Consider the following 24,101-nt stretch of genomic DNA (forward strand, 5'->3'; position numbering starts at 1 on the left):
CTTCATTGATATCAAATAAAAAGGAACTCACTCAGGATTTCTCTTGATGAGGAATTTTAAATGCGCCAATAAATCTTTAAATAAAGGTTCCATAGATTTATTTTACAAAACAAATATCGTAAAAAAGTAAAAAAGCCACTATTAAGTGGCTTAAAATTATTCTTGTTTTTCTTCTTTTTCTAGTTTCGAGTTTCTTTTTCCGTATAAGAAATAAACCACGATACCGATTACTAACCAGCCAACAGAAAGCATCTGTGCTTCTTTACTAAGGTTAACCATCAGATAAGTATTGATTAAGATACCACAAACTGCGATTACCGGTAAAGCAGGAACTTTAAAGGTTCTGACCAAATTAGGTTGTTTTACACGTAAAATCCAAACCGCTATACACACCATCGTAAAGGCAAATAGGGTTCCAAAACTAGTCATATCGGCTAATTTATTGATCGGTGTAAATGCTGCAACAACTGCAATAACACCACCTAAAATCATTAAGTTCGTTTTTGGTGTTCCAGAAACAGGATTAATTTTAGAGAAAACCTGTGGAATTAAACCATCTTTAGACATACCTAAGAAGATTCTTGATTGTCCCATAATCATTACCATCAATACAGAGATTAATCCAACGGTAGCTGCGATTGTAATAATGAAGCCTGCCCAACCTTGACCAGCAATATCAAAAGCATAAGCTACCGGAGCTTTAATAGCTTCTGGATATTTTCCTAGCGGGTTAAAATCTTGGTAATTCATCATTCCCGTTAAAACTAACGAAACTAAGATATAAAGCAACGTACAAATTAATAATGATGCTATAATAGCAAAAGGAACATCTTTTTTAGGATTCACTGCCTCTCCAGCTTGAGTAGAAACAGCATCAAAACCTACATAAGCAAAAAATATTGCTGCAGCTCCCGAGATAATCCCTCCAATACCATACGCATTATGAGTTACTTCTTTTTCCACGATTTGAGTCGCTTCAGGAATAAACGGAGTCCAGTTTTCTATATTAATGAAAAAAGCACCTGCAATAATCACAAACAATACAGCAGAAACCTTAAGCACAACGATTAAATTGTTCGCTTTAGCCGCACTTTGTGTTCCTTTGATTAATATAGATATAACAAAAAGAACGATTAAAAAAGCCGGTAAATTCATAGAAAAACCTTCACCGGTATAACTAGCAGGATCTGTAGTTAACCATTCCGGAAGTTTGACACCGAACATTTTGAGAAACTTGTTAAAATAACCAGACCAGGATACTGCCACCGTCATAGAACCCATGGCATACTCCAAGATAAGTCCCCATCCGATGATCCAAGCAAAAACCTCCCCAATGGTTCCATAAGCATACGCATAAGCAGAACCTTCAACAGGTAAGATAGATGCAAATTCTGAATAACAAAGTGCTGCAAAAACACAGGCAATACCGGCAATAATAAAAGAAATAGCTAAAGCAGGGCCTGCATGGTAGTAAGCTCCGGTTCCGGTTAGTACAAAAATACCACCGCCAATAATAGCTCCAACACCAATGGCTGTAAGGCTCCATTTGCCAAGCACCCTTTTTAATTCACTTTTTTTCATATCCGCTTCAAAAGCAGATACTGGTTTTACTCTCCAAATAGACATATAAATTATTGTTTGGTTGTTTTAGTGCTCAAAAATAGACTTTTTTGAAAACAAATGAAGAAAAAAAAAGATTTTTATAAAAAACTTTCGAAAAAAATACGAATTAAAACCAAAAACCTACTGTAAACCAAGTATAATGTTTTCTTGTGTCTGGAGACCACGAGTGTTTTATTTCCAAAGGTCCTAAAAGCGTTTCTAAACCATATCCAAGAGCATAACCTGTATAATTAGGCTTGGAAATCCATTCATTACTCGCAAAAATTCTGTTTCCGATATTGGAGAGGTTGGCCGTAAAATTCACATGGTTTTTTTTGATAAACTCACAGTCAAGATTAATACTTCCTTTCACATAACTGTCTCCGCTTAAATCTAAGAAGTTATATCCAAAGAAGGATCCGAAATTAGCAAACTTATGAAAACCATAACCTCCTAACACAAAATCATACATAGGATTAATTCGTTCACCAATAGTAAACCCTCCTTCTGATTGTATTTTTACCGATATTTTCTTGAAAAAAGTTCGAACATAAGCCATATCCGCTTTTAAAAGATAAAAGGGAGAAAAATCTCTGTTGTAATCGGTGGAATAAAAGGTATGTTGAAAATCTCCAAAAAAATACCATCCGTTTTTAGGAAAATACTTGTTTGAAAATGAATCATATTTTAGAAAGCCAAACAAAGAGTAATAAGAACTGTAATCGATATATTTATTGTATGTAGGTAAATCATTGGAAGAAATATCATAAAAATCATGTCCTAAACCAGCACCCAAAAGGAATTTTTGAGCAAAAATAGTTTGAGCATATAACTTATTAGATACTAATTTATAATCTAAATCTATCGATTCCTTATTGATGCTTTCGAGTACGGTACCGTTCTTAAAATCGGTTTTACTTGCTTTACTAAATTGATCAAAATCAGATTTAAAACCAAAACTCCAATTGAAACCATTATCAATATAATATTCCAAGTTATATCGGGTATTGTCGCCAATTATAAAATCGATGTATCCCAAGTCGTTTTTGACAAAAAGATTTTTTTTCGTGATATTCACCAAAGCACTTGATTTAAACAAATCATCATAGTGAACACCCAATTTCAAATAGGTCTTTACCGGATTTTCTTCAACATCAAAGGTTAGAACATCATATTCGCCATCATTGGCCAATTTGTATTTAATGGAAGTAAAGTTCTGTGTAGCATTCAGATTATTAACACCATTATTTAAATCATCATAACTAATATTATTCCAAGATTTTAAACGAAGTTTCCCTAAAAAATAAGAACGTGTATAATTTTTATACCCTTGTATGGAAATTCCGCTAACATACAAACTGTCGGAACGACTTTTTCTTTGAGAGACAGTTTCATAATTGGTTCCCAAAGCTTTCAATTGAGCAGAGATTTTTCGTGCTGCCTCTTCCCCATTCTTAATAATTTCCTGTCCTTGATCGAATGAAATAACTGTAAACCCTTTAATATCAGGTTTGATATAGATGTCGGTAAGTTTTTTCTTTTCTTCCATTTTCTCCACCGTGTTGAAGTTGGAAATTTGCACCAAAACTCCTGTAGCACCTCCAATATCATTAATGTTTTTCAATCCGTCTTGCACATCAACACCAATAATAATATCAGCGCCCATTTTTCGGACTTCTTCCACCGGAAAATTATTAACCACTCCTCCGTCTACATAAAATCTACCATCGATTTCCACTGGTGAAAACAAAGATGGGAAAGCACCACTCGCCGCTAAACACATGGGTAAAGATCCCTCACGAAATACTACTTCTTTTCCAGTTTCTACATCTGTTGCAATGCATAGAAAGGGGATTTTTAGCTGATTAAAATCGCGCACATGACGATAATTATGGGTCAGTTTACTAAATAGATTGTAATTATAAAGTCCTTTTGAAAAGCCTTTGGGAACAGAAATTTTAAAATTTTGAAAAGGAAGGGTCACAGCATAAACTTCATCGTTATGCTTTTCATAGAAAGTCTTATTGGTTCTTGGAATAAAATCTTGGATAATTGCATCCGGATCTAAATCAGAAAAAATAGAATCCAACTCGTGAGCAGTAAATCCACAGGCGTACAATCCTCCAATGATTGCGCCCATACTAGTACCTCCTATATAATCTATCTTGATTCCTGCTTTTTCAATTTCCTTAAGCACCCCAATATGGGCTAATCCTTTTGCACCGCCACCACTTAAAACCAAGCCGATTTTAGGTTTTTCTGTGGTTTGTTGAGCCCAAATTGATTCGGACATGAAACACATTATTATCAAAACGGCAGTCCAAAGAATTCTTATCATAATGGCGTTACTAAATTTTCTTATAAAAGTCGTGAATTTTTTTGGCTTTTGAAACCCCTACCACTTCTGAAATATCTTTTTCGGAAGCTTCTTTAATTCTTTTAACACTTTTGAAATGTTTAATTAACGTTTGCATGGTTTTTTCACCAATTCCAGGTATTGACTCTAAAGAAGAATTCAGCGCAGATTTGCTTCGTTTGTCTCTATGAAATGTTATTCCAAATCGGTGGGCTTCATTTCGTAAATGTTGAATAATCTTTAGTGTTTCCGATTTTTTATCTAAATATAATGGTACTGAATCACCCGGATAATAAATTTCCTCCAACCTTTTGGCAATACCTATAATTGCAATTTTACCCCATAATCCTAAATCTTCTAGACTTTTCAAAGCAGAGGAAAGCTGTCCTTTACCTCCGTCAATGACAATTAATTGAGGTAAAGCTTCATTTTCTTCCAACAATCTTTTGTAGCGACGGTATACCACTTCTTCCATCGAAGCAAAATCGTTAGGACCTTCCACCGTTTTGATATTAAAATGACGGTAGTCTTTTTTACTTGGCTTTCCGTCTTTAAACACCACACATGCCGAAACAGGATTGATTCCTTGAATGTTTGAATTATCGAAACATTCTATATGACGCGGTTCGACATGCAAACGTAAATCCTTCTTCATTTGAGCCATGATGCGATTAGTATGTCGATCCGGATCTACAATCTTGATTTGTTTCAACTGATCTAATCGGTAATATTTAGCATTACGCTCCGATAGGTCTAAGATTTGTTTTTTATCGCCCAATTTCGGAACGGTTACTTGAATTTTCTCTCCCAAATCCAATTCAAAAGGCACTATAATTTCTTTTGAATTCAAATGAAAACGTTCGCGAAGTTCTACTACTGCCAAAGCCAACAATTCCTCGTCGGTTTCTTCTAATTTTTTTTTCAATTCCATCGTATGGGAACGCACAATGGCTCCGTGCGAGATTTGTAAGAAATTCACATATGCCATACTTTCATCGGAAATGATTGAAAAAACATCGATGTTAGAAATTTTAGGATTTAAAATCGTTGATCTCGCCTGATAATTCTCTAAAACCTCGATTTTTTCTTTGATTTTTTGAGCTTCTTCAAAACGCAAGTCTTCAGCCAAAGCCGACATCAGCTTTTTAAAATCTTTCAAACTCTCTTTAAAATTCCCTTTCAGAATTTCTCTGATAGCCTCCACCTGATTTTGATAATTCTCTAGTGTTTCCAACCCTTCACAAGGACCTTTACAATTTCCGATATGGTATTCTAAACAAACTTTGTATTTTCCTGATAAAATATTCGCACGACTTAAATCAAAATTACAAGTACGAAGCGGATACAACTCTTTAATCAACTCTAAAATAGTATTTACCGTCTTAAAACTAGTATAAGGACCAAAATACTCCGAACCATCTTTAATCATTTTACGGGTTGCAAATATTCTCGGGAAAGGTTCTTTTTTGATACAAATCCAAGGATAAGTCTTGTCGTCTTTTAGTAAAACATTGTATCGGGGTTGCAATTTTTTAATTAAATTGTTTTCCAACAACAACGCGTCGGTTTCTGTAGGCACTACAATATGCTTGATTTGGACAATTTTTTTGACCAACACATTGGTTTTAGCCGTATCATGGATTTTATTGAAATACGAAGAAACGCGTTTTTTTAAATTTTTCGCTTTCCCAACATACAAAATTTTACCATCCTTATCGAAATACTGATATACCCCCGGACTATCCGGCAGGGTTTGGATTTGAAGTTCTAAGGAGGGTATCATTTGAATTTTTAACCGGTTTTAAAGATGGATTCAAAGTTACAAATTGTATTCGAAGTGCTAAACCTAACAAATATCATTTTTTAGAATAGGAATTGCCGTTACTTTCGCACAAAATCAATAGGTATGAATACTTGGAAGAAACTTACACAAGAAGAACGACAACAGCGAATAGAAGGTGCATTGCATGAAAATGTGAATTTTGAGAAAGACACTTCTTTGGGGTATCCCGCTTCAAAACTTGATAATAAAGTTTTTTACAGTGATGCTCCATTTCTAAAAGATGCTCCTACTCTTCAAGCCTATGTTGCCAACCCAAACAATATTGGTTGTCACACGATTGGTTCCTCGGAGAAAGCCTTTAGCGGGACTCAAAAAATAGAACGGGAAGTTTTGCAAGTCATTGCCGAAGATATTTTTAAAGCTAGTCACGAAAGTTATGACGGATACATTGCCACTGGCGGTACTGAAGCCAACATTCAGGCAATATGGATGTATCGCAACTATTTTATGAATACCTATCAAGCTTCGTTAGATGAAATTAGCATTCTTGCTTCAGAAGACACTCATTATTCTATTCCCAAAGGAGCCAATTTGTTACTATTGCATAGAATTCCAGTTCCTGTTCATTTTGAAACTAGAAAAATAAACCTCGAAGCTTTAGAATATGAGATTATTGAGGCAAAAAAAAGAGGAATCAAATATTTTATAGTCATTTCTAATATGGGAACCACCATGTTTGGTGCCGTGGACGATCCAGAAAACTACACTTCGTTACTCGAAAAGCATGAGTTAACATATAAATTACACATTGATGCTGCCTATGGTGGTTTTGTTTATCCATTCAGTCACAAACAAAATTCCATTAATTTTCAAAATCCGAAGATAAGTTCTATTACCATTGATGCACACAAAATGCTCCAAGCTCCTTATGGAACTGGTGTCTTTGTTTGCCGAAAAGGATTGATTGAAAATGTGCTTACCAAAGAAGCAGAGTATGTAGAGGGTATGGATCTGACTCTATGCGGAAGTCGAAGTGGTTCTAATGCGGTGGCAGTATGGATGATTTTATTTACATACGGACCGTATGGATGGTTTGAAAAAATTAGTATCCTTCAAATGCGAACCGATTGGCTTTGTGAGCAGTTAAACGCATTAAACATTCAGTATTTCAGAGAAACCGACATGAACATTGTTACCATTCAGGCCAAACACATCACTCCTATTTTGGCAGAAAAATATGATTTAGTCCCTCAAAAACACGATGAAACAAATCAATGGTATAAAATTGTGATTATGGATCACGTAGAAGTCGATCATTTGAGTACTTTTATAGCGGATTTAAAAGCCTCTATCAATGACCAAATCTGAATTACGCAGTAAGTACAAAAATCTAAGAAAAGAATTTTCCTTTAACGAAATCATGGACGACAGTTTGGCTATAGCCAATCATTGTTTGTATTTGCCTATTTGGGATAAAACTTATTTTCATTTGTTTTTACCTATTGAAGCTCAAAAAGAAGTTAATACCGAATTTTTATTGCAAATCCTTGCTGGAAAAGATAAAGAAGTAGTAGTCTCTAAATCGGATTTTGAGACTAGAAAAATGACGCACTATCTACTAACCGATAATACCAAATTGTCTGTCAACAAACATGGCATTCCTGAACCTGTTGATGGTTTAGAAGTCCCTACAAACAAAATTGAGGTAGTTTTTGTACCGCTTTTGGCGTATGATAAAAAAGGAAACCGAGTAGGTTACGGAAAAGGATTTTACGATCAATTTTTAAATGAGTGCCGCACTGATGTCATCAAAATAGGTTTGTCTTACTTTGATCCAGAAGAAAGTATATCCGATGTATCAGAACACGATGTAAGATTAGATTATTGCATAACGCCTTTCGGGGTGATTCAATTTTAGCTTATATTAGCGAATCCAAAATTTAACCTATGAAATCTATCTTAACCGGAAGAGTACGTTATATTATGACTTTCTTCCTACTTGCAATGTGTTTAAACAGTTGCGTACACGTTCATTCGTCCAAAAGGACTCACGTTTCTAAACATAAAAGACTTCCTCCTGGACATGCTAAAAAAGTAACCGGAGATAAAAGTGCTAAAAAACATGCTCCAGGTCATAGAAAATAAAAAAGAAGCTGTTTCTAATCCGAAACAGCCTCTTTTTTATTTATAAAATACTATTTATTAATTTTGAAATGCTCTTTTATTAAAAACAAGTAACAATCCTACACCGGTTGAAATCGCTACGTCAGCCACATTAAAAATGGCGTTAAAAAAGGTAAAGTTTGTACCTCCTATAAAAGGAACCCATTCGGGCATTGGATAGTCTTTAATAATAGGAAAATAAAACATATCGACTACTTTCCCATAAAACCATGGTGCATAAGGTTTATCCGAAAACAAGGTTGCTACTTCAAAAGAACTATCATTGAAAATTCTACCGTAAAAAACTGAATCTATGATATTACCAAAAGCTCCTGCTAGGATTAACGAAATAGCTACAATCAACAAATTAGAACCCTGTTTTTTAACGGAATCCCACAACCAATAGCCTATTCCGCAAACAGCAACAATTCGAAATAAAGTTAACGCTATTTTACCATAAGCACCAGGAATTTCGGCACCCCAAGCCATCCCTTCATTTTCTACAAATAGAATTTTAAACCAATTAAAAACATGAACTTCTTCATGTAATAGAAAATTCGTCTTAATGTAGATTTTAGATACTTGGTCTACTAACAACACTAAAAATATAATTAAGTAAGCCTTTTTTAGATTCATTATTTACTGTTTGAATGGGCAAAAATAAACATTATTATTAAAAAAACGCCCCTAAAAAGGAGCGTTCAATACATGTATTAAAATTAATTATTTCTGTAGATTCTTAGCCTCAATACTCATTGTGGCATGAGGAACCAGTTTCAAGCGTTCTTTGGCAATCAATTTTCCAGTTACTTTGCAAATTCCGTATGTTTTATTTTCAATACGGATTAAGGCATTTTTCAAGTCACGAATGAATTTTTCCTGACGAATAGCCAGCTGAGAGTTAGCTTCTTTGGACATAGTTTCGCTACCTTCTTCAAATGCTTTAAACGTTGGAGAGGTATCATCTGTACCGTTGTTTAAGTCATTAAGGTAAGCACTCTTGATCAAATCCAAGTCATTTTTAGCTTTTTCTAATTTCTTCAAAATTAATTCTTTGAATTCTGCTAAATCAGCGTCCGAATATCTAATTTGTTCATCCACCATAATTACAACTGTTTTTGTTAATTGGCATTAATTTAAAAGCTTTTCTATTACTTCGAAATTAATATTTTAGTTTTTAGTTCATCAAATTCAATTTCCGTACCATTTTCGATACTATCTGCGAAAATTAGTTCTTCCGTTAACGTTTCTGACTTAATGTAATCCAAATTTGCTTCTACAGCCGACTGAATTTCCCCATTATTCAGCATGGTTACTTTAATCTTATCCGTTACTTCAAAACCAGAATCTTTACGGATATTTTGGATACGGTTGACTAATTCTCTGGCGATACCTTCTTTTTTAAGTTCATCGGAAATCGTAATATCCAACGCTACTGTTATACCGTTTGAGTTAGCTACTAACCAACCTTCAATATCCTGTGAAGATATTTCCACATCTTGAGTGGTTAAATTAATACTATTTCCTGAAATAACAATATTAATTTCACCTTCACGCTCAAGTTTAGCAATTTGTTCCTGAGAGAAACCTTGTATTTCTTTGGAAATCAAGCCCATGTCTTTTCCAAAACGTGGCCCTAAATTTTTAAAATTCGGCTTTATTTGCTTCACTAAAACACCCGAAGCATCATCTAAAAGTTGAATTTCTTTTACGTTTACTTCGGCCTTAATCAAATCGGAAACTGCTTCAATTTCTGCTTTGAAAGTTTCGTCAAGCACTGGTATCATTACCTTTTGTAAAGGTTGACGCACTTTAATCATTTCTTTCTTACGTAAAGACAACACTAAAGACGACACAGTTTGTGCTTTCAACATTTTGCTTTCCAGCGATTTATCAACAAAGTTTTCAACCGAAACAGGGAAATTCGCTAAGTGTACACTAGTAAAGTTTTCCTTATTTGTCGCGGTATTTAAGTCTTTGTACAAGCGATCCATGAAGAAAGGAGCAATTGGAGCCGCTAATTTAGCTACTACATCTAAGCACGTATATAGTGTTTGATAAGCCGCAATTTTGTCTGTTCCATATTCGCCTTTCCAGAATCTTCTTCTACACAAACGAACGTACCAGTTACTCAAGTTTTCTTGAACAAAATCAGAAATAGCACGAGCCGCTTTTGTTGGTTCGTAATCCGCATACGCTTCATCCACTAATTGAATTAAAGTATGTAATTCCGATAAAATCCAACGATCGATTTCTGGTCTTTCGTTTAATGGAACTTCAGCTTCTGAATATGTAAATCCATCGATATTCGCATACAATGCAAAGAACGAGTACGTATTATAAAGAGTTCCGAAGAATTTACGACGCACCTCAGCCACACCTTCGATATCAAATTTTAAGTTATCCCAAGGATTCGCATTGGAAATCATGTACCAACGGGTTGCATCTGGACCAAATTCTTCTAATGTTTTGAAAGGATCTACGGCATTCCCTAAACGTTTCGACATTTTTTGTCCGTTTTTGTCCAAAACTAATCCGTTTGACACTACGTTTTTATAGGCAATTTTATCAAAAACTAAAGTTCCGATAGCGTGTAAGGTATAGAACCAACCACGAGTTTGGTCAACTCCTTCAGCAATGAAATCCGCTGGGAAGGCTTTATTTTCGTCGATTAATGCTGCGTTTTCAAATGGATAATGCCATTGTGCATAAGGCATCGCACCTGAATCGAACCAAACGTCAATTAGGTCGGTTTCGCGTTTCATTGGTTTTCCTGAACCAGAAACCAAAACGATGTTGTCTACGATATTTTTGTGTAAATCCACTAAATCGTAATTCGTTTCCTCCATATTTCCGATTTGGAAACCTTTGTATGGGTTTTCCGTCATGAAACCTGCTGCAACCGCTTTTTCAATTTCATTGTATAATTCTTCAACCGAACCGATACAGATTTCTTCGGTTTTATCTTCTGTTCTCCAAATTGGCAAAGGAATTCCCCAATAACGTGAACGTGATAAGTTCCAATCATTCGCATTTTTCAACCAATTTCCAAAACGCCCTTCTCCTGTAGCTTTTGGTTTCCAGTTGATGGTGTCATTTAAGTCGAACATTCTATCTTTGATTTCGGTTACTTTGATGAACCAAGAATCTAATGGATAGTATAAAATTGGTTTGTCGGTTCTCCAACAATGTGGATAACTGTGCACGTATTTTTCAACCTTAAAGGCTTTGTTTTCTTCTTTTAAACGAATCGCGATTTCAACGTCTACTGATTTTTCTGGAGCTTCGCCTTCATTGTAGTATTCGTTTTTCACGTACTTTCCAGACAAATCACCTAATCCAGATACAAATTTCCCTTGTAAATCTACTAATGGGACTGGATTTCCGTTTTCGTCTAAGACTAACATTGGCGGTACTTCTGGAGTAGCTTCTTTGGCTACTTTAGCATCATCAGCTCCGAATGTTGGTGCGGTGTGAACAATACCCGTTCCATCTTCAGTCGTAACGAAATCACCTGAAATTACTCTAAAAGCATTTTCTGGATTTTGGTAGGGTAATACGAATGGCAATAATTGCTCGTATTTGATTCCAACTAAATCAGCTCCTTTTGCTTCGGCTAAAATTTGGTAGGGAATCTTTTTATTTTCTGATTTGTAATTTGTAAAATCAGCATCTGATTCCGCTACAAAATACTTTCCTCCGAACTGTTTCCCAACTAAATTCTTAGCTAAAATAACATTAATAGGCTCAAAAGTATATTGATTGAACGTTTTTACTAAAACATAATCGATTTTAGGTCCAACTGTTAATGCAGTATTTGATGGCAACGTCCAAGGCGTAGTTGTCCAAGCTAAGAAATGAATCGTTCCAAAACCTTGTAAAAAACTTGGTAAGGTTTCGTCTTTTGCTTTGAACTGCGCTACAATCGTTGTATCCGTTACATCACGATACGAACCTGGTTGGTTTACTTCGTGCGAAGACAAACCGGTTCCCGCTTTTGGAGAATACGGCTGAATGGTGTAGCCTTTGTATAGTAAATCTTTGTTATAGATTTGTTTAAGTAACCACCAAACTGTTTCCATGTATTTGGATTTGTATGTCACATATGGGTCTTCCATATCTACCCAATATCCCATTTTTTCGGTAAGGTCGTTCCAAACATCAGTATAACGCATAACGGTTCTTTTACACGCTTCGTTGTATTCGGTTACTGAAATGGTTTTTCCGATATCTTCTTTGGTGATGCCTAATTCTTTTTCGGTACCTAATTCTACAGGTAATCCGTGCGTATCCCAACCAGCTTTACGCTTCACTTGGTAGCCTTTTTGAGTTTTATAACGACAAAAAATATCTTTAATCGCACGCGCCATCACGTGGTGAATTCCAGGAAGCCCGTTTGCTGAAGGAGGTCCTTCAAAAAACACATACGGCGTTTTCCCTTCACGAGAAGTGACACTTTGTTCAAAGACATTGTTTTTTTTCCAAAAATCAAGAACTTCTGATGCTACTGTTGGCAAGTCAAGTCCTTTGTATTCAGTAAATTTTGTACTCATTTTGTCGCTTTCTTAAATCAATTTGCGAAAGTAAGGAATTTTAAAGAAAATAGAGAAAAGAAGCAAGAAAAAAGACTTATTACAACAATTTTTAATGTATCTTAAATCTGAAAAGTGCTTTATTTGAATATTATTCGAAAACTTCCCTTAAAACCTCAAGCGATTTCGGTTTTTTAAAACCTACCAAGTGGATCACATAGTAATCTAAAATGGTTTTGAGTAATATTTGACGTTCTGAAGCCGTGAAAAACTTTTGCGAACTATCAAATTTCAGTTCCAATAGCTTTTTAAACAAAAATGTGTCTTGTGCACTAATGCAGTTTATGGATTGATGAAATGCAAAGTGTCCTTCTACTATGTCAAAAAAAGGTAATTCAATATCGGAATCATCAGGATAAAAGCCTAAAAATTTAGTTATTTCCAGTAATAAAATAAGATGAAAATTAGCAATCTCGTCATGGGTATCTAGCCAAATCAATGCTGTTTCTAAAAACGTGAAAAGCGATTCATTTTTTTCTTCTTCTTTTATGGCATGATGTAAAACTTCTGACAGGAAAATAACGATAGTGCTTTTAACAATATCAGTGTTTAACGTTTGGTAAGGAACTGCAATCTTAACTTCTTTAAAATGTTCCAGCGATCCTTTGTTTTTATGATTTGCCTCAATTTCTATCAAGGTAAGAGTCTGAAAATAAGCAATACTCTTCTTCTTAGCTGTAAAAGCACTAGGCACAAAATACGATTTTAACCCACTAGAATGGGTAAAACATCTAACGATTAATGATTTCTCTTGGTATCGCAATGAAGAAATAACAATAGCTTTGGTTTTAACGACCATTATCGTATTATCATAATTTTTTTAGTTTCCACTTCGACACCATCTTCCGATGAAATATGAACAATGTAAACTCCTGAAGCTACTTTGTATTTCCCGAAAGCTTTGGTATCCCATTGAATAGTACCACCTTGAGCAATTGCTTCATAGACTAAATTACCATTAACATCAGTAATTTTAACATTACACTTGTCCATTAAACCTGTAATAGACACTTCTCCGGTAAAATTGGGACGTACTGGGTTAGGAAAAACTACTACATTTTTTAAATCTTCTGCTCCAGCGGTTGCGTTTCCTTTGTATGAAACCATACCAGCTTCAGTGGCTATAAATACTTCTCCTGTAATCTCATTAATCTCGATATCGTTGATTGTATTACTAGGTAAAGGCGAATTTTCTTTAGTAAAAATATTAAACGTCTTCTGTCCATCAGAGGAAATATAGAAAACTCCGCTTCCAGCAGTACCAATCCACTTGTTGTTTGCTCCATCTACCACTATATCTGTAATAAACTGTTGGTACAATAACTCCTGCGCCAAGCCATCTTCCATAATAATTACTGGTTTGGGCTCTAAAGTTTGCTGTGTGAGAAAGGAATCTACAGAAGGTAAAACCCTTAAACCCTTCATAGTACCAATCCAAAGTTTGTTGTTTTTATCGATAGCCAAAGTCCTAACATCCCTTGAAGGCATGGCTCCTGTTTCTTCCTTCTCGTTAATTATAATACATTTATTAGAATTCTCATTAAAACCTATAGCACCTATTCTTGTCATTACCCATTTTGTATTATTTCGATCAACTAATACTCCCTTGGTTGCATAAAGAAGAGAAGGTTCAACACAAGGCAAAGCATATGACTGCCATTGTCCCGAAGTTTTCAGTACGTGAATCGAATTCTTTGTAATTGATGTCGTCATCCATAAATTTTGGTTTTTATCAAAACTTGAAACCCCAACACGAATATCATCAGGAACCTGTCCTTCAATAGTTCTCAAACTACTATTTGATGCATTGTAGATCACCTCAGGAATATCATTTTTAAATTTTAATAAACCAGAATAAAACGAACTAAAATATATTTCTTTCTCATCGTTAGGTTTAATATTGATACTTGATATAGATTTAGCACCTAATAAATCTTGATAAGGAATTGTAACCCATTCGTCTTTGGTATCATATTTACTTACTCCTAAAGCATCTAAAGGATACGGATTGAATGCTGAAGTATAATCACCATACACTGCCCAAAAACCATCGGTTAAAGACTTTACTCCAAAAATTTTATTACGAATTGGTCCATTTGGTGTTGTGTTAACAAAATCTGTAGTATTAACTTTAGAAGTTGTAATAAGTCCTTTGTTTTGTGTCCCAATGTATAGTTTTTCCTCTTTCAGTATAGCACAAGTAAACATAGTAGTTGCATCGGCAGAATTATTCACCGTATACGAATTTGCTAACTGCTCATCATAAACATACACATAATTTTGCGTAACTATTACTAGCTGTTTATCCACCACTCTAAAGTCGACAGGAATTTGCGAAAAAGAAGCCACGAAAGAAGGTGTATTGCCTATGAGTGAATACATACTTGTAGCAGAATCAATCAGAATAATTTTATCGCTGATGGTCTCTATACCTTTCCAATTACCGGGAGTCATCATGGTCCACTGATTAAAATCGACCAAATTAGGGTTAGAAACCGAAGCACTTAAAACACCATAACCTTTCGCAATAGTGTGAATCGTATTATTCAGGATGGTTGTTTGAAAAATTTCAATATTAGAACCATTTGGGCCTATAAAATAGGTATCCCCAAACTCCGATGAAGCCAAATCTAAGGTAGAAAGACCAAAATCAGTGGAGATGTATAATTTGCCATTGAACTCATAAAAATGGTTGATTCTCTTTTTATCAGATGGCACAGAAACTTTATTAACTATATCAACAACATTCAAAACAGAACCATCGTTTTCATTCACTACAATCAGCAATCCGTCCTCGTGTCCTATGATTGTTTTTTTGTAGGCTTCTGAATAATAAATTTGAGTAATGATTTGTCCTGACAAGCCTTCAATGGTTGTCACTGTGTTGAACGCGTTGGTATTTGTATTTTTTTTGAAATAAGCATTTTCAGTAGCCACCACAACTTCTGCATCACTTTTAGAAATATCCTTGATTGAATTGTATGAAAAATAACCTTTCCAAACGGAACTATTCTGAGGAAAACCTTGAAAAGAGGATAGAAGAAATATAATTATTAAAACAATTCTATTCATAAAATTAAAAGATATCGGACAAATATAACTAAAAACGATTTTATATAGATTTTAATATATCTAAAACAAAAAACCCTACACTAAGGCAGGGTTTTTAAGCTATAATTTATTGTTATCAGGTTATACAACGCCTTGAGCCAGCATTGCATCTGCTACTTTCACAAAACCAGCAATATTAGCACCTTTAACGTAGTTTACATAACCATCAGCTTCAGTACCATATTGTTTACATTGATTGTGAATTCCTTCCATAATCACTTTAAGACGAGCATCTACTTCTTCACTCGACCAATTCAATCGAATAGAGTTTTGAGTCATCTCTAAACCTGAAGCTGCAACACCTCCAGCATTTGCCGCTTTACCAGGAGCGAACAATACTTTAGCATCTAAAAATTGTTTGATAGCTTCTAAGGTAGAAGGCATATTCGCCGCCTCAGTAACACACATAACGCCGTTAGCGATTAATTTTTTAGCATCTTCTTCGTTCAATTCATTTTGAGTAGCACAAGGAATAGCGATGTCTACTTTAGCTTCCCAAGGACTCTTTCCTTTATGAAATACTGCATTTGGGAATTTTTCAACATAAACTTCCGCACGGTTAGTACCATTTGCTCTCATTTCTAACATGAAATCAATTTTCTCTCCTGAAATTCCATCAGCATCATAAATGTATCCATCAGGACCTGAAATAGTAAGCAACTTACCGCCCAACTCATTAACTTTTAAAGCTACTCCCCAAGCTACGTTTCCAAAACCTGAAATCGCAACGGTTTTTCCTTTAATAGTTTCTCCTTTAGTTTTCAACATTTCCTCAGTGAAATAAACTACTCCATATCCGGTAGCCTCAGGACGAATTAACGATCCACCATATGCTAGACCTTTACCTGTTAAAACACCAGTAAATTCATTTCTGATTCTTTTGTATTGTCCAAACATGTATCCAATTTCACGAGCACCTACTCCAATATCTCCAGCAGGAACGTCTAGGTCTGGACCAATATGACGACACAATTCTGTCATAAATGATTGGCAGAAACGCATAATTTCTCCATCAGATTTCCCTTGAGGATCAAAATCAGCTCCTCCTTTTCCTCCACCCATTGGAAGTGTAGTTAAACTATTTTTGAAGATTTGTTCGAAAGCAAGGAATTTTAATACCGATAAATTTACTGTAGGATGAAAACGGATACCTCCTTTGTATGGTCCGATTGCAGAATTCATTTGAATACGGAATCCTCTGTTCACTTGAATTTCACCTTTATCATCTACCCATGGCACACGGAAAATAATTGAACGCTCCGGTTCTGCCATTCGTAGTAGCAGGTTTTTTCCATCGTATTTTTTTTGCTCAGCTATAAACGGGATAACTGTTTCTGCAAATTCTCTAACTGCTTGTAAAAACTCAGGCTCATTTGGATTTTTGGCCGTTACCTGAGCCATAAAATCATTGATTTTCTGTTCCATTATTATAAATTATTTTCTATAAACAATAGCTATTATTTTAGCTATAAAAACAAATGTTTTTTTGTTAAACGATACAAATATACATTTAAAAAAGTATGCCCATAATTTTTAAATGTAAAATTGGCTACGAAAACCTGATTTGGACAATATTTAAGAATTTTTAACATTTTATTTTTAATGTAGTTGATGTTTTTATATATTTGTGCAGTAATGAATTAAAAGCTGACCCATGTCCAAATTTTATTGCTTAATAGTCATATTCTGTTTAGGCGTTATTAATACCGCTCATTCTCAGTTTGGTTTTTCACACGAAGTAGGTGTCATTGCCGGACCGGTTGCGTTTCAATCGGATTATGGAGAGCGTCATGATTTTGACACCAATAAAGGGAATACAGGTTTAGGAATTGGTCTAATTCATTATTTAAATTTTTCTTACAGAGCAGACTGTAATTGTTATGCTCGTGAGACCTATTTTAACGATCACTTCAAGGTGAGAAGTGAACTTTCTTACAACAAAACTAAACTAAACCATTTCGGTAGATGGGTAGACCCAGATAAAACCTCAGTAGCCGCTCAACAATTAAGAGCAATGACTGGGAGTACTGCCGTTACCAACATTGGTATGCAATTAGAATTTTACCCTCTAAGCATACGTGATTTTACTGCTCAAACTGGAAGTTTTGGTCCTTTCATTAGTTTGGGTGGTCAGTTCAGTTTTTACAAGCCTGAAGTTAGTACGAGTTATGGTGATGGAAGGCTAATAGAAGCCAACATGTATCCTAAGTATTGGGTTCCTTCAGATGGCAAAGAACATGGATTTACTAATGAAAGTGGAAGTACTTGGTCGGTAGTTTCAAGTGTTGGAACGAGATACAAACTAAATCCTTTATCAGATCTAATCTTAGACTTACGTTTCCAATATTATTTCTCTAACTGGGTTGATGGTTTAAATCCTAATCCAGATATGTTTAAAGAAAACAAAGCAAACGATTGGAATGTTTGGTTAAACTTTGGGTATATTTATTACTTAGATTAATAAAAAAATAAATCATAAAAAAGCCACGCGATGCGTGGCTTTTTCTATTTGTTATGCTAAAGCTTGTTTTAAATCTTCAATCAAATCATCTACATCTTCCACTCCAACACTCAAACGAACTAAATCATCGGTAATACCAATTTCTTTACGCTTGTCTTCTGGTATAGAAGCATGAGTCATAAGTGCCGGATGATTCGCTAGTGATTCAACACCGCCTAAAGATTCTGCTAATGTAAATACTTTCAATTTTTTCAAGAAATCAATAGAATCTTGTTTAAGTCCAGATTTAAAAGTAAAAGTCACCATTCCTCCAAAACCACCAATCATTTGTTTCTTTGCAATTTCATGAAACGGATGATTTTCCAAACCAGGATAATATACTCTTTCTACTTTAGGATGATTTACTAAATAATCGGCTACTTTAGCGCCATTCTCACAATGACGTTGTACTCTTAAGTGTAATGTTTTAATTCCTCTTAACACCAAAAATGAATCTTGCGGACCTAAAGTTGCTCCTGTAGCAAATTGCTGAAAATGCAATTGATTCCCTAACTCTTCATCCTTCACGATTAAAGCACCAGCAATTACATCGGAATGTCCTCCTAAATACTTTGTTGCCGAATGCATCACGATATCGGCACCTAAGTCTAATGGTTTTTGTAAATAAGGAGTAGCAAAAGTATTATCTACGGCAAACAAAATATTTGGATGTTTTTTTGTAATTGTAGCAATGGCTTCAATGTCAGCTAATTTCATTAATGGGTTTGTAGGAGTTTCTACCCAAACCAAACGCGTATTTTCATTGATTAACGACTGAAATTTTTCTAAATCGTTCATGTCTACAAAATGAAAAACAATACCCGAATTTTTATAAATACGAGTAAACATTCTGTAAGTACCACCATATAAATCATCCATTGCAATAACCTCATCACCGGCTTTCAAACCACGAAGCACACAATCAGTAGCTGCTAAACCGGAAGAAAAAGCCAAACCGCGTGTACCGTTTTCGATACTTGCCAAAGCATTTTCTAAAGCAGTTCTCGTTGGATTAGCGGCTCTACTGTATTCGTAACCATTATTAGGCTCACCCGGGTTGTGTTGTGCATAGGTTGAAGTTTGATACACAGGAGGCATTACTGCTCCTGTACTTGGATCATGATGTTGTCCACCATGTATTGCTTTTGTGTTAAATTTCATATTCTTTTTTTTATCTTGTAAAGTTAATTTTATTCTATAATAATTACAAAAAAACAGACTTTGGGTGTCAATTCTCTTAAAACCAATCCGAAAAACCTATTGATTAGGACGTAAACTACAACAACACAAAATCATCTGCTTTAGGGATAGCATTCATTACCTCCAAAGCAATTTTTGGTGTAGGGTTTGCTAATTTTCGCAATTTGGTGTCCATCCAAGCACCGTCAATCGAAATCTGCGCACACAATTCCTCATTTGCATTTCTCAATTCATGCACAATTGTCCATCGGGAAGCATCCGCACGCATCTTACCAATTTTTGTACTCATGGTAATTTCTTCTCCAAAATGAATTTCTTTTCGGAAAATACATTCTTCTCGAAACGCTATAGGACCAAAGTGTTGTTCTTTCATAACTTTCGTAGTTAAACCCAACTGCATTAGTATTTCCATGCGGTGCTGTGCTCCAAAATCATAATAAGCACTATGTCTCATGTGAAAATTAGGATCTAAATCAGACCAACGTATCGAAAGCTTTTTAGTAAATATTCCCATTTTATTTTTTTTACAAAAGTAATTCAAAACTATGAATACCCTCTTTCAATATCGAAATTTAGAAATTCTTTAACCTATCAAACACCAATGCTCTTTCATAAAAAAAGAAGCGGAAGTCAAAGAAAAATAGAGCAACCATTTCGATTCAAAAAAACGTATTTTTGCAAAAAAGTTAATCATGCGAAAAATATACCATCTTAAAACTTGCAGTACTTGTCAACGCATACTAAAATCCTTGCCACAACTAGATACTTTTGCCTTACAGGACATAAAAACAGAACCTATAACGGTTAAGCAATTGGAAGAAATGAAGGAATTAGCAGGAAGTTACGAAACATTGTTCAGCAAAAGAGCAACGCTGTACAAAGAAATGGGACTTAAAAATGAAACGCTTACTGAATCTGATTACAAACGTTATATCCTAGAACATTACACTTTTCTATCGAGACCGGTAATTATTGCCGATGGAAAAATTTTTGTAGGTAATAGTACTAAAACCGTTGAAGCTGCCATAAAACATTTGAGTCATGAGTAAAAGAAACTGGGCCTTACTTTCGGCTACATTGGTTTCAATTCTTTATGGAGTAACCTTTACCATTGCCAAAGATGTGATGCCCAAACATATCGATGCCTATGGATTCATCTTCTTGCGAGTGGGAGGATCTATGCTTTTATTCTGGATTGTCTCTTTATTTATCAAGACCGAGAAAATAGATCTAAAAGATTTCCCTCGGATCATAGCGGCATCATTTTTTGGTATCGCATTCAATATGTTGACTTTTTTCAAAGGATTAAGCTATACTTCACCCATCATGGGAGCGGTTTTAATGGTCACAACTCCTATGATTGTCCTAGTCTTATCCGCCCTTATCATGAGGGAACGTATGGAAAACAAAAAAATTATAGGTATCCTTCTAGGACTTATCGGAACTATAATCCTAATCCTTTACGGAAAATCTATGGTCAACGCTCCCAACGCCATGTTAGGTAACTTTCTGGTATTTGTGAATGCTGTTTCGTATGGATTTTACCTCATTCTTGTCAAAAAACTAATGGACAAATACAATGCATTTTCTTTTGTAAAATGGATTTATTTCTTCGGTTTTCTAATGGTGATTCCTTTTGGTTGGAACGAATTTCAAGCTGTAAACTGGGAATTCTTACCTACTGCCGTTTATCTTAAAATAGGTTTTGTGGTCGTGTTTTCAACTTTTCTAACTTATTTACTGAATTTACTTTCAATGAAAGAACTAAAACCAACTACTGTGGCGGTTTTCATATACCTTCAACCCCTATTTGCTTCTGTTTTTGCTATTGGTCTTGGAAAAGATGAACTAAGCTGGATAAAAATCGGTTCAGCATTATTAATTTTTACCGGAGTTTATTTAGTGACACAAAAAAAAGCGATTCCAAAAGAGTAATTCACTTAAGAAACCCTCTCCTTTACTAGTTACAGATAAGTTTTCTTATCTTTACGCCTTATTTTTAGAATCTATGATACAATCAATGACCGGTTTTGGAAAAGCCTCAATTCAATTGGCTACCAAAAAAATAACTGTAGAACTCAAATCACTGAACAGCAAAGGACTTGACTTAAATGTTCGAATGCCTTCAGTGTATCGAGAAATGGAACTTGGTTTACGTAATCAGATTTCGCAACAGTTAGAACGCGGAAAAATTGATTTTTCACTATATATCGAAGTGACCGGCGAGGAAACCTCAACAAAAGTCAATGCGCCAATCGTAAGAGCCTATATGGCACAAATGCGTGAAATTCTTCCAGAAGCAGATGCGACAGAATTAATGAAAATGGCGGTACGAATGCCCGATGCACTGAAGACAGAACGTGATGACATTGATGAAGAAGAATGGAACCAAATTCAGTTGGTTATAAACGAAGCCTTGGTCAACATTGGCCAGTTCAGAAAAGATGAGGGAATCTCTCTAGAAAACGAATTCAAATTGCGTATCGAGAACATTCGCAATCTTATGAACCAGACTTTGGCTTTAGACCCTGAACGTATTCAAAATATTAAAGACCGTTTATCAACTGCTATTTCAGAATTACAGACTGCAGTAGATACCAATCGTTTTGAGCAAGAGTTAATCTATTATTTGGAAAAACTAGATATCACCGAAGAAAAAGTTCGACTTACCAATCATCTTGATTATTTTCTAGAAACACTAAACGGTAATGAAGCCAATGGTAGAAAATTAGGTTTCATTTCGCAAGAAATTGGTCGTGAAATCAATACCATGGGATCTAAATCTAACCATGCAGGTATGCAAAAATTAGTCGTTCAAATGAAGGACGAATTGGAAAAAATCAAAGAACAGGTTCTGAACGTTTTATAAATTACAAGCCCAAAAAGTACCATACAATGAACAAAGGAGGAAAATTAATTGTATTCTCGGCACCTTCAGGATCCGGAAAAACCACTATAGTAAGACATTTATTAGGAATTGAAGAACTAAACCTTGAATTCTCTATTTCGGCCGCAACCCGAGAACCTCGCGGAGAAGAAGTGAATGGAAAGGACTACTATTTCATGTCGATAGAAGAGTTTAAAAAGCATATCAAAAACGAAGACTTCGTAGAATGGGAAGAAGTTTATCGCGATAACTTTTACGGAACGCTGAAAAAAGAAGTGGAAAGAATTTGGGCCTTAGGAAAAAACGTTATTTTCGATATTGATGTGGCCGGAGGATTACGAATTAAGAAAAAATTTCCAGAACAAACCCTAGCCGTTTTTGTCAAGCCTCCTAGTGTAGATGAATTAAAACGCAGACTCAAAGAACGTTCTACGGAAAGTGAAGAAAAAATCAACATGCGTATTGCCAAAGCTCACGTAGAATTAGCTACGGCTCCTCAATTTGATACCATCATTAAGAATTATGATTTGGATGTAGCAAAAGAAGAGGCGTATCAATTGGTTAAAAATTTTGTGAATCCAGCCGAAAACCAATAGGCAACGGCGATTAAATCTAAGGGCTGACAACTTATGCTCAAAATTGGACTCTATTTCGGAACATTTAATCCTATTCACATAGGACATTTGATTATTGCCAATCATATGGCAGAATATTCTAATTTGGACCAAATATGGATGGTTGTCACGCCGCACAATCCACACAAACAAAAAAGCACCTTATTAGATGATTACCATCGATTACACATGGTGCATTTGGCTACTGAAGACTATCCGAAAATTAAACCTTCCGACATAGAATTTAAGTTACCTCAACCCAATTATACGGTAAACACTCTGTTCCATTTACAGGAAAAATATCCTGAATATGAGTTTTCATTAATCATGGGAGAAGACAATCTCAATTCATTGCATAAATGGAAAAATTATGAAGTGATTCTTCAAAATCACGATATTTATGTTTATCCACGTCTGCATTCAGGAGAAATGGATCCTCAGTTTTCTGATAATCCTAAAATTCACCGTGTAGGAGCTCCTATCATAGAATTGTCTTCGACTTTTATCCGAGAAAGTATCAAGAATAAAAAGAACGTTACTCCTTTGTTACCCCATAAAGTATGGCAATATGTAGAACACAATTTGTTTTACAAAAAGTAAGTTAAACCAGCTCTGTTTTCAAAACCTTTACGATTTCGTCAAAAACTGAGGTTAAATTTTTATTCTTTCTCGACAAGAGAAAAAGTTCAGTGTTGGGCATTTTTTTAGAATCCCATAAAACCTGCAATTGATTATTCATTAAAAAAGGCTGCACGTTACAATCCCAAGCTACTGCCACTCCAGTATTTTTAGACAAAATTTCCAGCATTTCATATTCTGAAGGAATGATATAATTAGGCTCCATAGATGGTCTTTTCTTATCGAAAACATAAAGCCAAAATAATTTAATATGTGGAATACGAGCATCATGACTAAACCATTTTTGCTTATTGAGCCATTGCTCCACTGCGGGAAAGTCATTTCTTTTTATGGCTGCTTTAACAGTAGTACCATCCAAATTTGTAGAAGCCACCAAAACTTGCTTAATATCCCTAATCTTAACCTGAATCGTATCAAAAGTGTCAAACTTTTTTGTGACTAGGGCAAAATCGATCTTTTTGCCATCTACCATTTCAAAAAGAGTATCATTTTCATGAAACGTAAAATCGATAGAATCGAACTTCGCTACCAAACTATTTCCTATGGAACTCATGAGATGCTTGGAAATCCCCACTGAAAATAATCGCTCGGTATTCACGGCCTGTGCTTTAAAGCCACTCTCCACATTTTCAAGGCGTTCCAAAGCCTCTATAA

General features: G+C 35.1%; 21 protein-coding genes. 9 read left to right on the forward strand and 12 right to left on the reverse strand.

The window, feature by feature from the left end:
• Window positions 1-156: 156 nt before the first annotated feature.
• From NAT50_RS02670 to uvrC, 3 genes are all read right to left on the reverse strand, one after another.
• Window positions 157-1,626 carry an APC family permease gene (locus NAT50_RS02670; RefSeq protein ID WP_250591206.1) on the reverse strand — a complete coding sequence of 490 codons (1,470 nt, stop codon included), beginning with the start codon at window positions 1,624-1,626 and terminating at the stop codon, window positions 157-159.
• Window positions 1,627-1,729: 103 nt separating this feature from the next.
• A complete protein-coding gene (locus NAT50_RS02675; protein WP_250591208.1) occupies window positions 1,730-3,895 on the reverse strand; it encodes a patatin-like phospholipase family protein in 2,166 nt (721 codons plus the stop codon).
• 55 nt (window positions 3,896-3,950) lie between these two features.
• Window positions 3,951-5,741: an excinuclease ABC subunit UvrC gene (uvrC, locus tag NAT50_RS02680; RefSeq protein WP_250591210.1), complete on the reverse strand. Its 1,791-nt coding sequence runs from the start codon at window positions 5,739-5,741 to the stop codon at window positions 3,951-3,953.
• 123 nt (window positions 5,742-5,864) lie between these two features.
• On the opposite strand from uvrC, the gene NAT50_RS02685 reads away from it, so the two are divergent.
• From NAT50_RS02685 to NAT50_RS02695, 3 genes are read left to right on the forward strand one after another with little or no spacing between them, the layout of a single operon-like run.
• Complete coding sequence (locus NAT50_RS02685; RefSeq protein WP_250591212.1) at window positions 5,865-7,109, forward strand: pyridoxal phosphate-dependent decarboxylase family protein; 1,245 nt, start codon at window positions 5,865-5,867, stop codon at window positions 7,107-7,109.
• Window positions 7,096-7,659, forward strand: a complete 564-nt coding sequence (locus NAT50_RS02690; RefSeq protein ID WP_250591214.1) for a 5-formyltetrahydrofolate cyclo-ligase — start codon at window positions 7,096-7,098, stop codon at window positions 7,657-7,659. Before NAT50_RS02685 ends, NAT50_RS02690 begins: the two co-directional genes overlap by 14 nt.
• A gap of 29 nt (window positions 7,660-7,688) precedes the next feature.
• The gene (locus NAT50_RS02695; protein ID WP_250591216.1) at window positions 7,689-7,886 is read left to right on the forward strand and encodes a hypothetical protein; all 198 of its coding nucleotides are present in this window, start codon (window positions 7,689-7,691) and stop codon (window positions 7,884-7,886) included.
• A gap of 57 nt (window positions 7,887-7,943) precedes the next feature.
• Here the strand turns inward: NAT50_RS02695 and NAT50_RS02700 are convergent, their stop codons facing one another.
• From NAT50_RS02700 to gdhA, 6 genes are all read right to left on the reverse strand, one after another.
• Window positions 7,944-8,540 carry a lipoprotein signal peptidase gene (locus NAT50_RS02700; RefSeq protein WP_250591218.1) on the reverse strand — a complete coding sequence of 199 codons (597 nt, stop codon included), beginning with the start codon at window positions 8,538-8,540 and terminating at the stop codon, window positions 7,944-7,946.
• Between the two features lie 87 nt (window positions 8,541-8,627).
• The gene (locus tag NAT50_RS02705) at window positions 8,628-9,008 is read right to left on the reverse strand and encodes a TraR/DksA family transcriptional regulator (protein ID WP_250591220.1); all 381 of its coding nucleotides are present in this window, start codon (window positions 9,006-9,008) and stop codon (window positions 8,628-8,630) included.
• A 47-nt stretch (window positions 9,009-9,055) separates the two neighbouring features.
• Window positions 9,056-12,457 carry an isoleucine--tRNA ligase gene (ileS, locus tag NAT50_RS02710; protein ID WP_250591222.1) on the reverse strand — a complete coding sequence of 1,134 codons (3,402 nt, stop codon included), beginning with the start codon at window positions 12,455-12,457 and terminating at the stop codon, window positions 9,056-9,058.
• A 130-nt stretch (window positions 12,458-12,587) separates the two neighbouring features.
• Window positions 12,588-13,295: a DNA repair protein RecO gene (gene recO, locus NAT50_RS02715; protein WP_250591224.1), complete on the reverse strand. Its 708-nt coding sequence runs from the start codon at window positions 13,293-13,295 to the stop codon at window positions 12,588-12,590.
• On the reverse strand, window positions 13,295-15,568 hold the full coding sequence (porZ, locus tag NAT50_RS02720) for a type IX secretion system anionic LPS delivery protein PorZ (protein WP_250591226.1): 2,274 nt from the start codon (window positions 15,566-15,568) through the stop codon (window positions 13,295-13,297). The genes recO and porZ overlap by 1 nt, the downstream gene beginning before the upstream one ends.
• 120 nt (window positions 15,569-15,688) lie before the next feature.
• Window positions 15,689-17,032: an NADP-specific glutamate dehydrogenase gene (gene gdhA, locus NAT50_RS02725; RefSeq protein WP_250591228.1), complete on the reverse strand. Its 1,344-nt coding sequence runs from the start codon at window positions 17,030-17,032 to the stop codon at window positions 15,689-15,691.
• A gap of 229 nt (window positions 17,033-17,261) precedes the next feature.
• Here gdhA and NAT50_RS02730 point away from each other — a divergent pair, with 229 nt between their 5' ends.
• Window positions 17,262-18,068, forward strand: coding sequence for a THC0290_0291 family protein (locus tag NAT50_RS02730; RefSeq protein ID WP_250591230.1), 807 nt, complete (start codon window positions 17,262-17,264; stop codon window positions 18,066-18,068).
• Between the two features lie 51 nt (window positions 18,069-18,119).
• On the opposite strand, the gene NAT50_RS02735 is transcribed toward NAT50_RS02730, so the two are convergent.
• Window positions 18,120-19,301 (reverse strand): cystathionine gamma-synthase, encoded by a 1,182-nt coding sequence (locus NAT50_RS02735; RefSeq protein ID WP_317236670.1) that lies wholly within the window; start codon window positions 19,299-19,301, stop codon window positions 18,120-18,122.
• Window positions 19,302-19,383: 82 nt separating this feature from the next.
• Window positions 19,384-19,821, reverse strand: a complete 438-nt coding sequence (locus tag NAT50_RS02740) for an acyl-CoA thioesterase (protein WP_250591235.1) — start codon at window positions 19,819-19,821, stop codon at window positions 19,384-19,386.
• Between the two features lie 178 nt (window positions 19,822-19,999).
• On the opposite strand from NAT50_RS02740, the gene NAT50_RS02745 reads away from it, so the two are divergent.
• The 5 genes from NAT50_RS02745 (at window position 20,000) to nadD (ending at window position 23,408) form a co-directional block, all read left to right on the forward strand.
• Window positions 20,000-20,356, forward strand: coding sequence for an arsenate reductase family protein (locus tag NAT50_RS02745; protein ID WP_250591237.1), 357 nt, complete (start codon window positions 20,000-20,002; stop codon window positions 20,354-20,356).
• Window positions 20,349-21,242, forward strand: a complete 894-nt coding sequence (locus NAT50_RS02750) for a DMT family transporter (RefSeq protein ID WP_250591239.1) — start codon at window positions 20,349-20,351, stop codon at window positions 21,240-21,242. The genes NAT50_RS02745 and NAT50_RS02750 overlap by 8 nt, the downstream gene beginning before the upstream one ends.
• A 73-nt stretch (window positions 21,243-21,315) precedes the next feature.
• Window positions 21,316-22,176, forward strand: a complete 861-nt coding sequence (locus tag NAT50_RS02755; RefSeq protein ID WP_250591240.1) for a YicC/YloC family endoribonuclease — start codon at window positions 21,316-21,318, stop codon at window positions 22,174-22,176.
• A 26-nt stretch (window positions 22,177-22,202) separates the two neighbouring features.
• Window positions 22,203-22,790, forward strand: a complete 588-nt coding sequence (gene gmk / locus NAT50_RS02760) for a guanylate kinase (protein ID WP_250591243.1) — start codon at window positions 22,203-22,205, stop codon at window positions 22,788-22,790.
• Window positions 22,791-22,823: 33 nt separating this feature from the next.
• Window positions 22,824-23,408: a nicotinate (nicotinamide) nucleotide adenylyltransferase gene (gene nadD / locus NAT50_RS02765; protein WP_250591245.1), complete on the forward strand. Its 585-nt coding sequence runs from the start codon at window positions 22,824-22,826 to the stop codon at window positions 23,406-23,408.
• 1 nt (window position 23,409) lies between these two features.
• Here nadD and NAT50_RS02770 read toward each other — a convergent pair whose 3' ends face one another.
• A complete protein-coding gene (locus NAT50_RS02770) occupies window positions 23,410-24,090 on the reverse strand; it encodes a LysR substrate-binding domain-containing protein (RefSeq protein WP_250591247.1) in 681 nt (226 codons plus the stop codon).
• Window positions 24,091-24,101: the final 11 nt, after the last annotated feature.

The sequence above is a fragment of the Flavobacterium luminosum genome, assembly GCF_023635005.1.
GTDB lineage: Bacteria > Bacteroidota > Bacteroidia > Flavobacteriales > Flavobacteriaceae > Flavobacterium > Flavobacterium luminosum.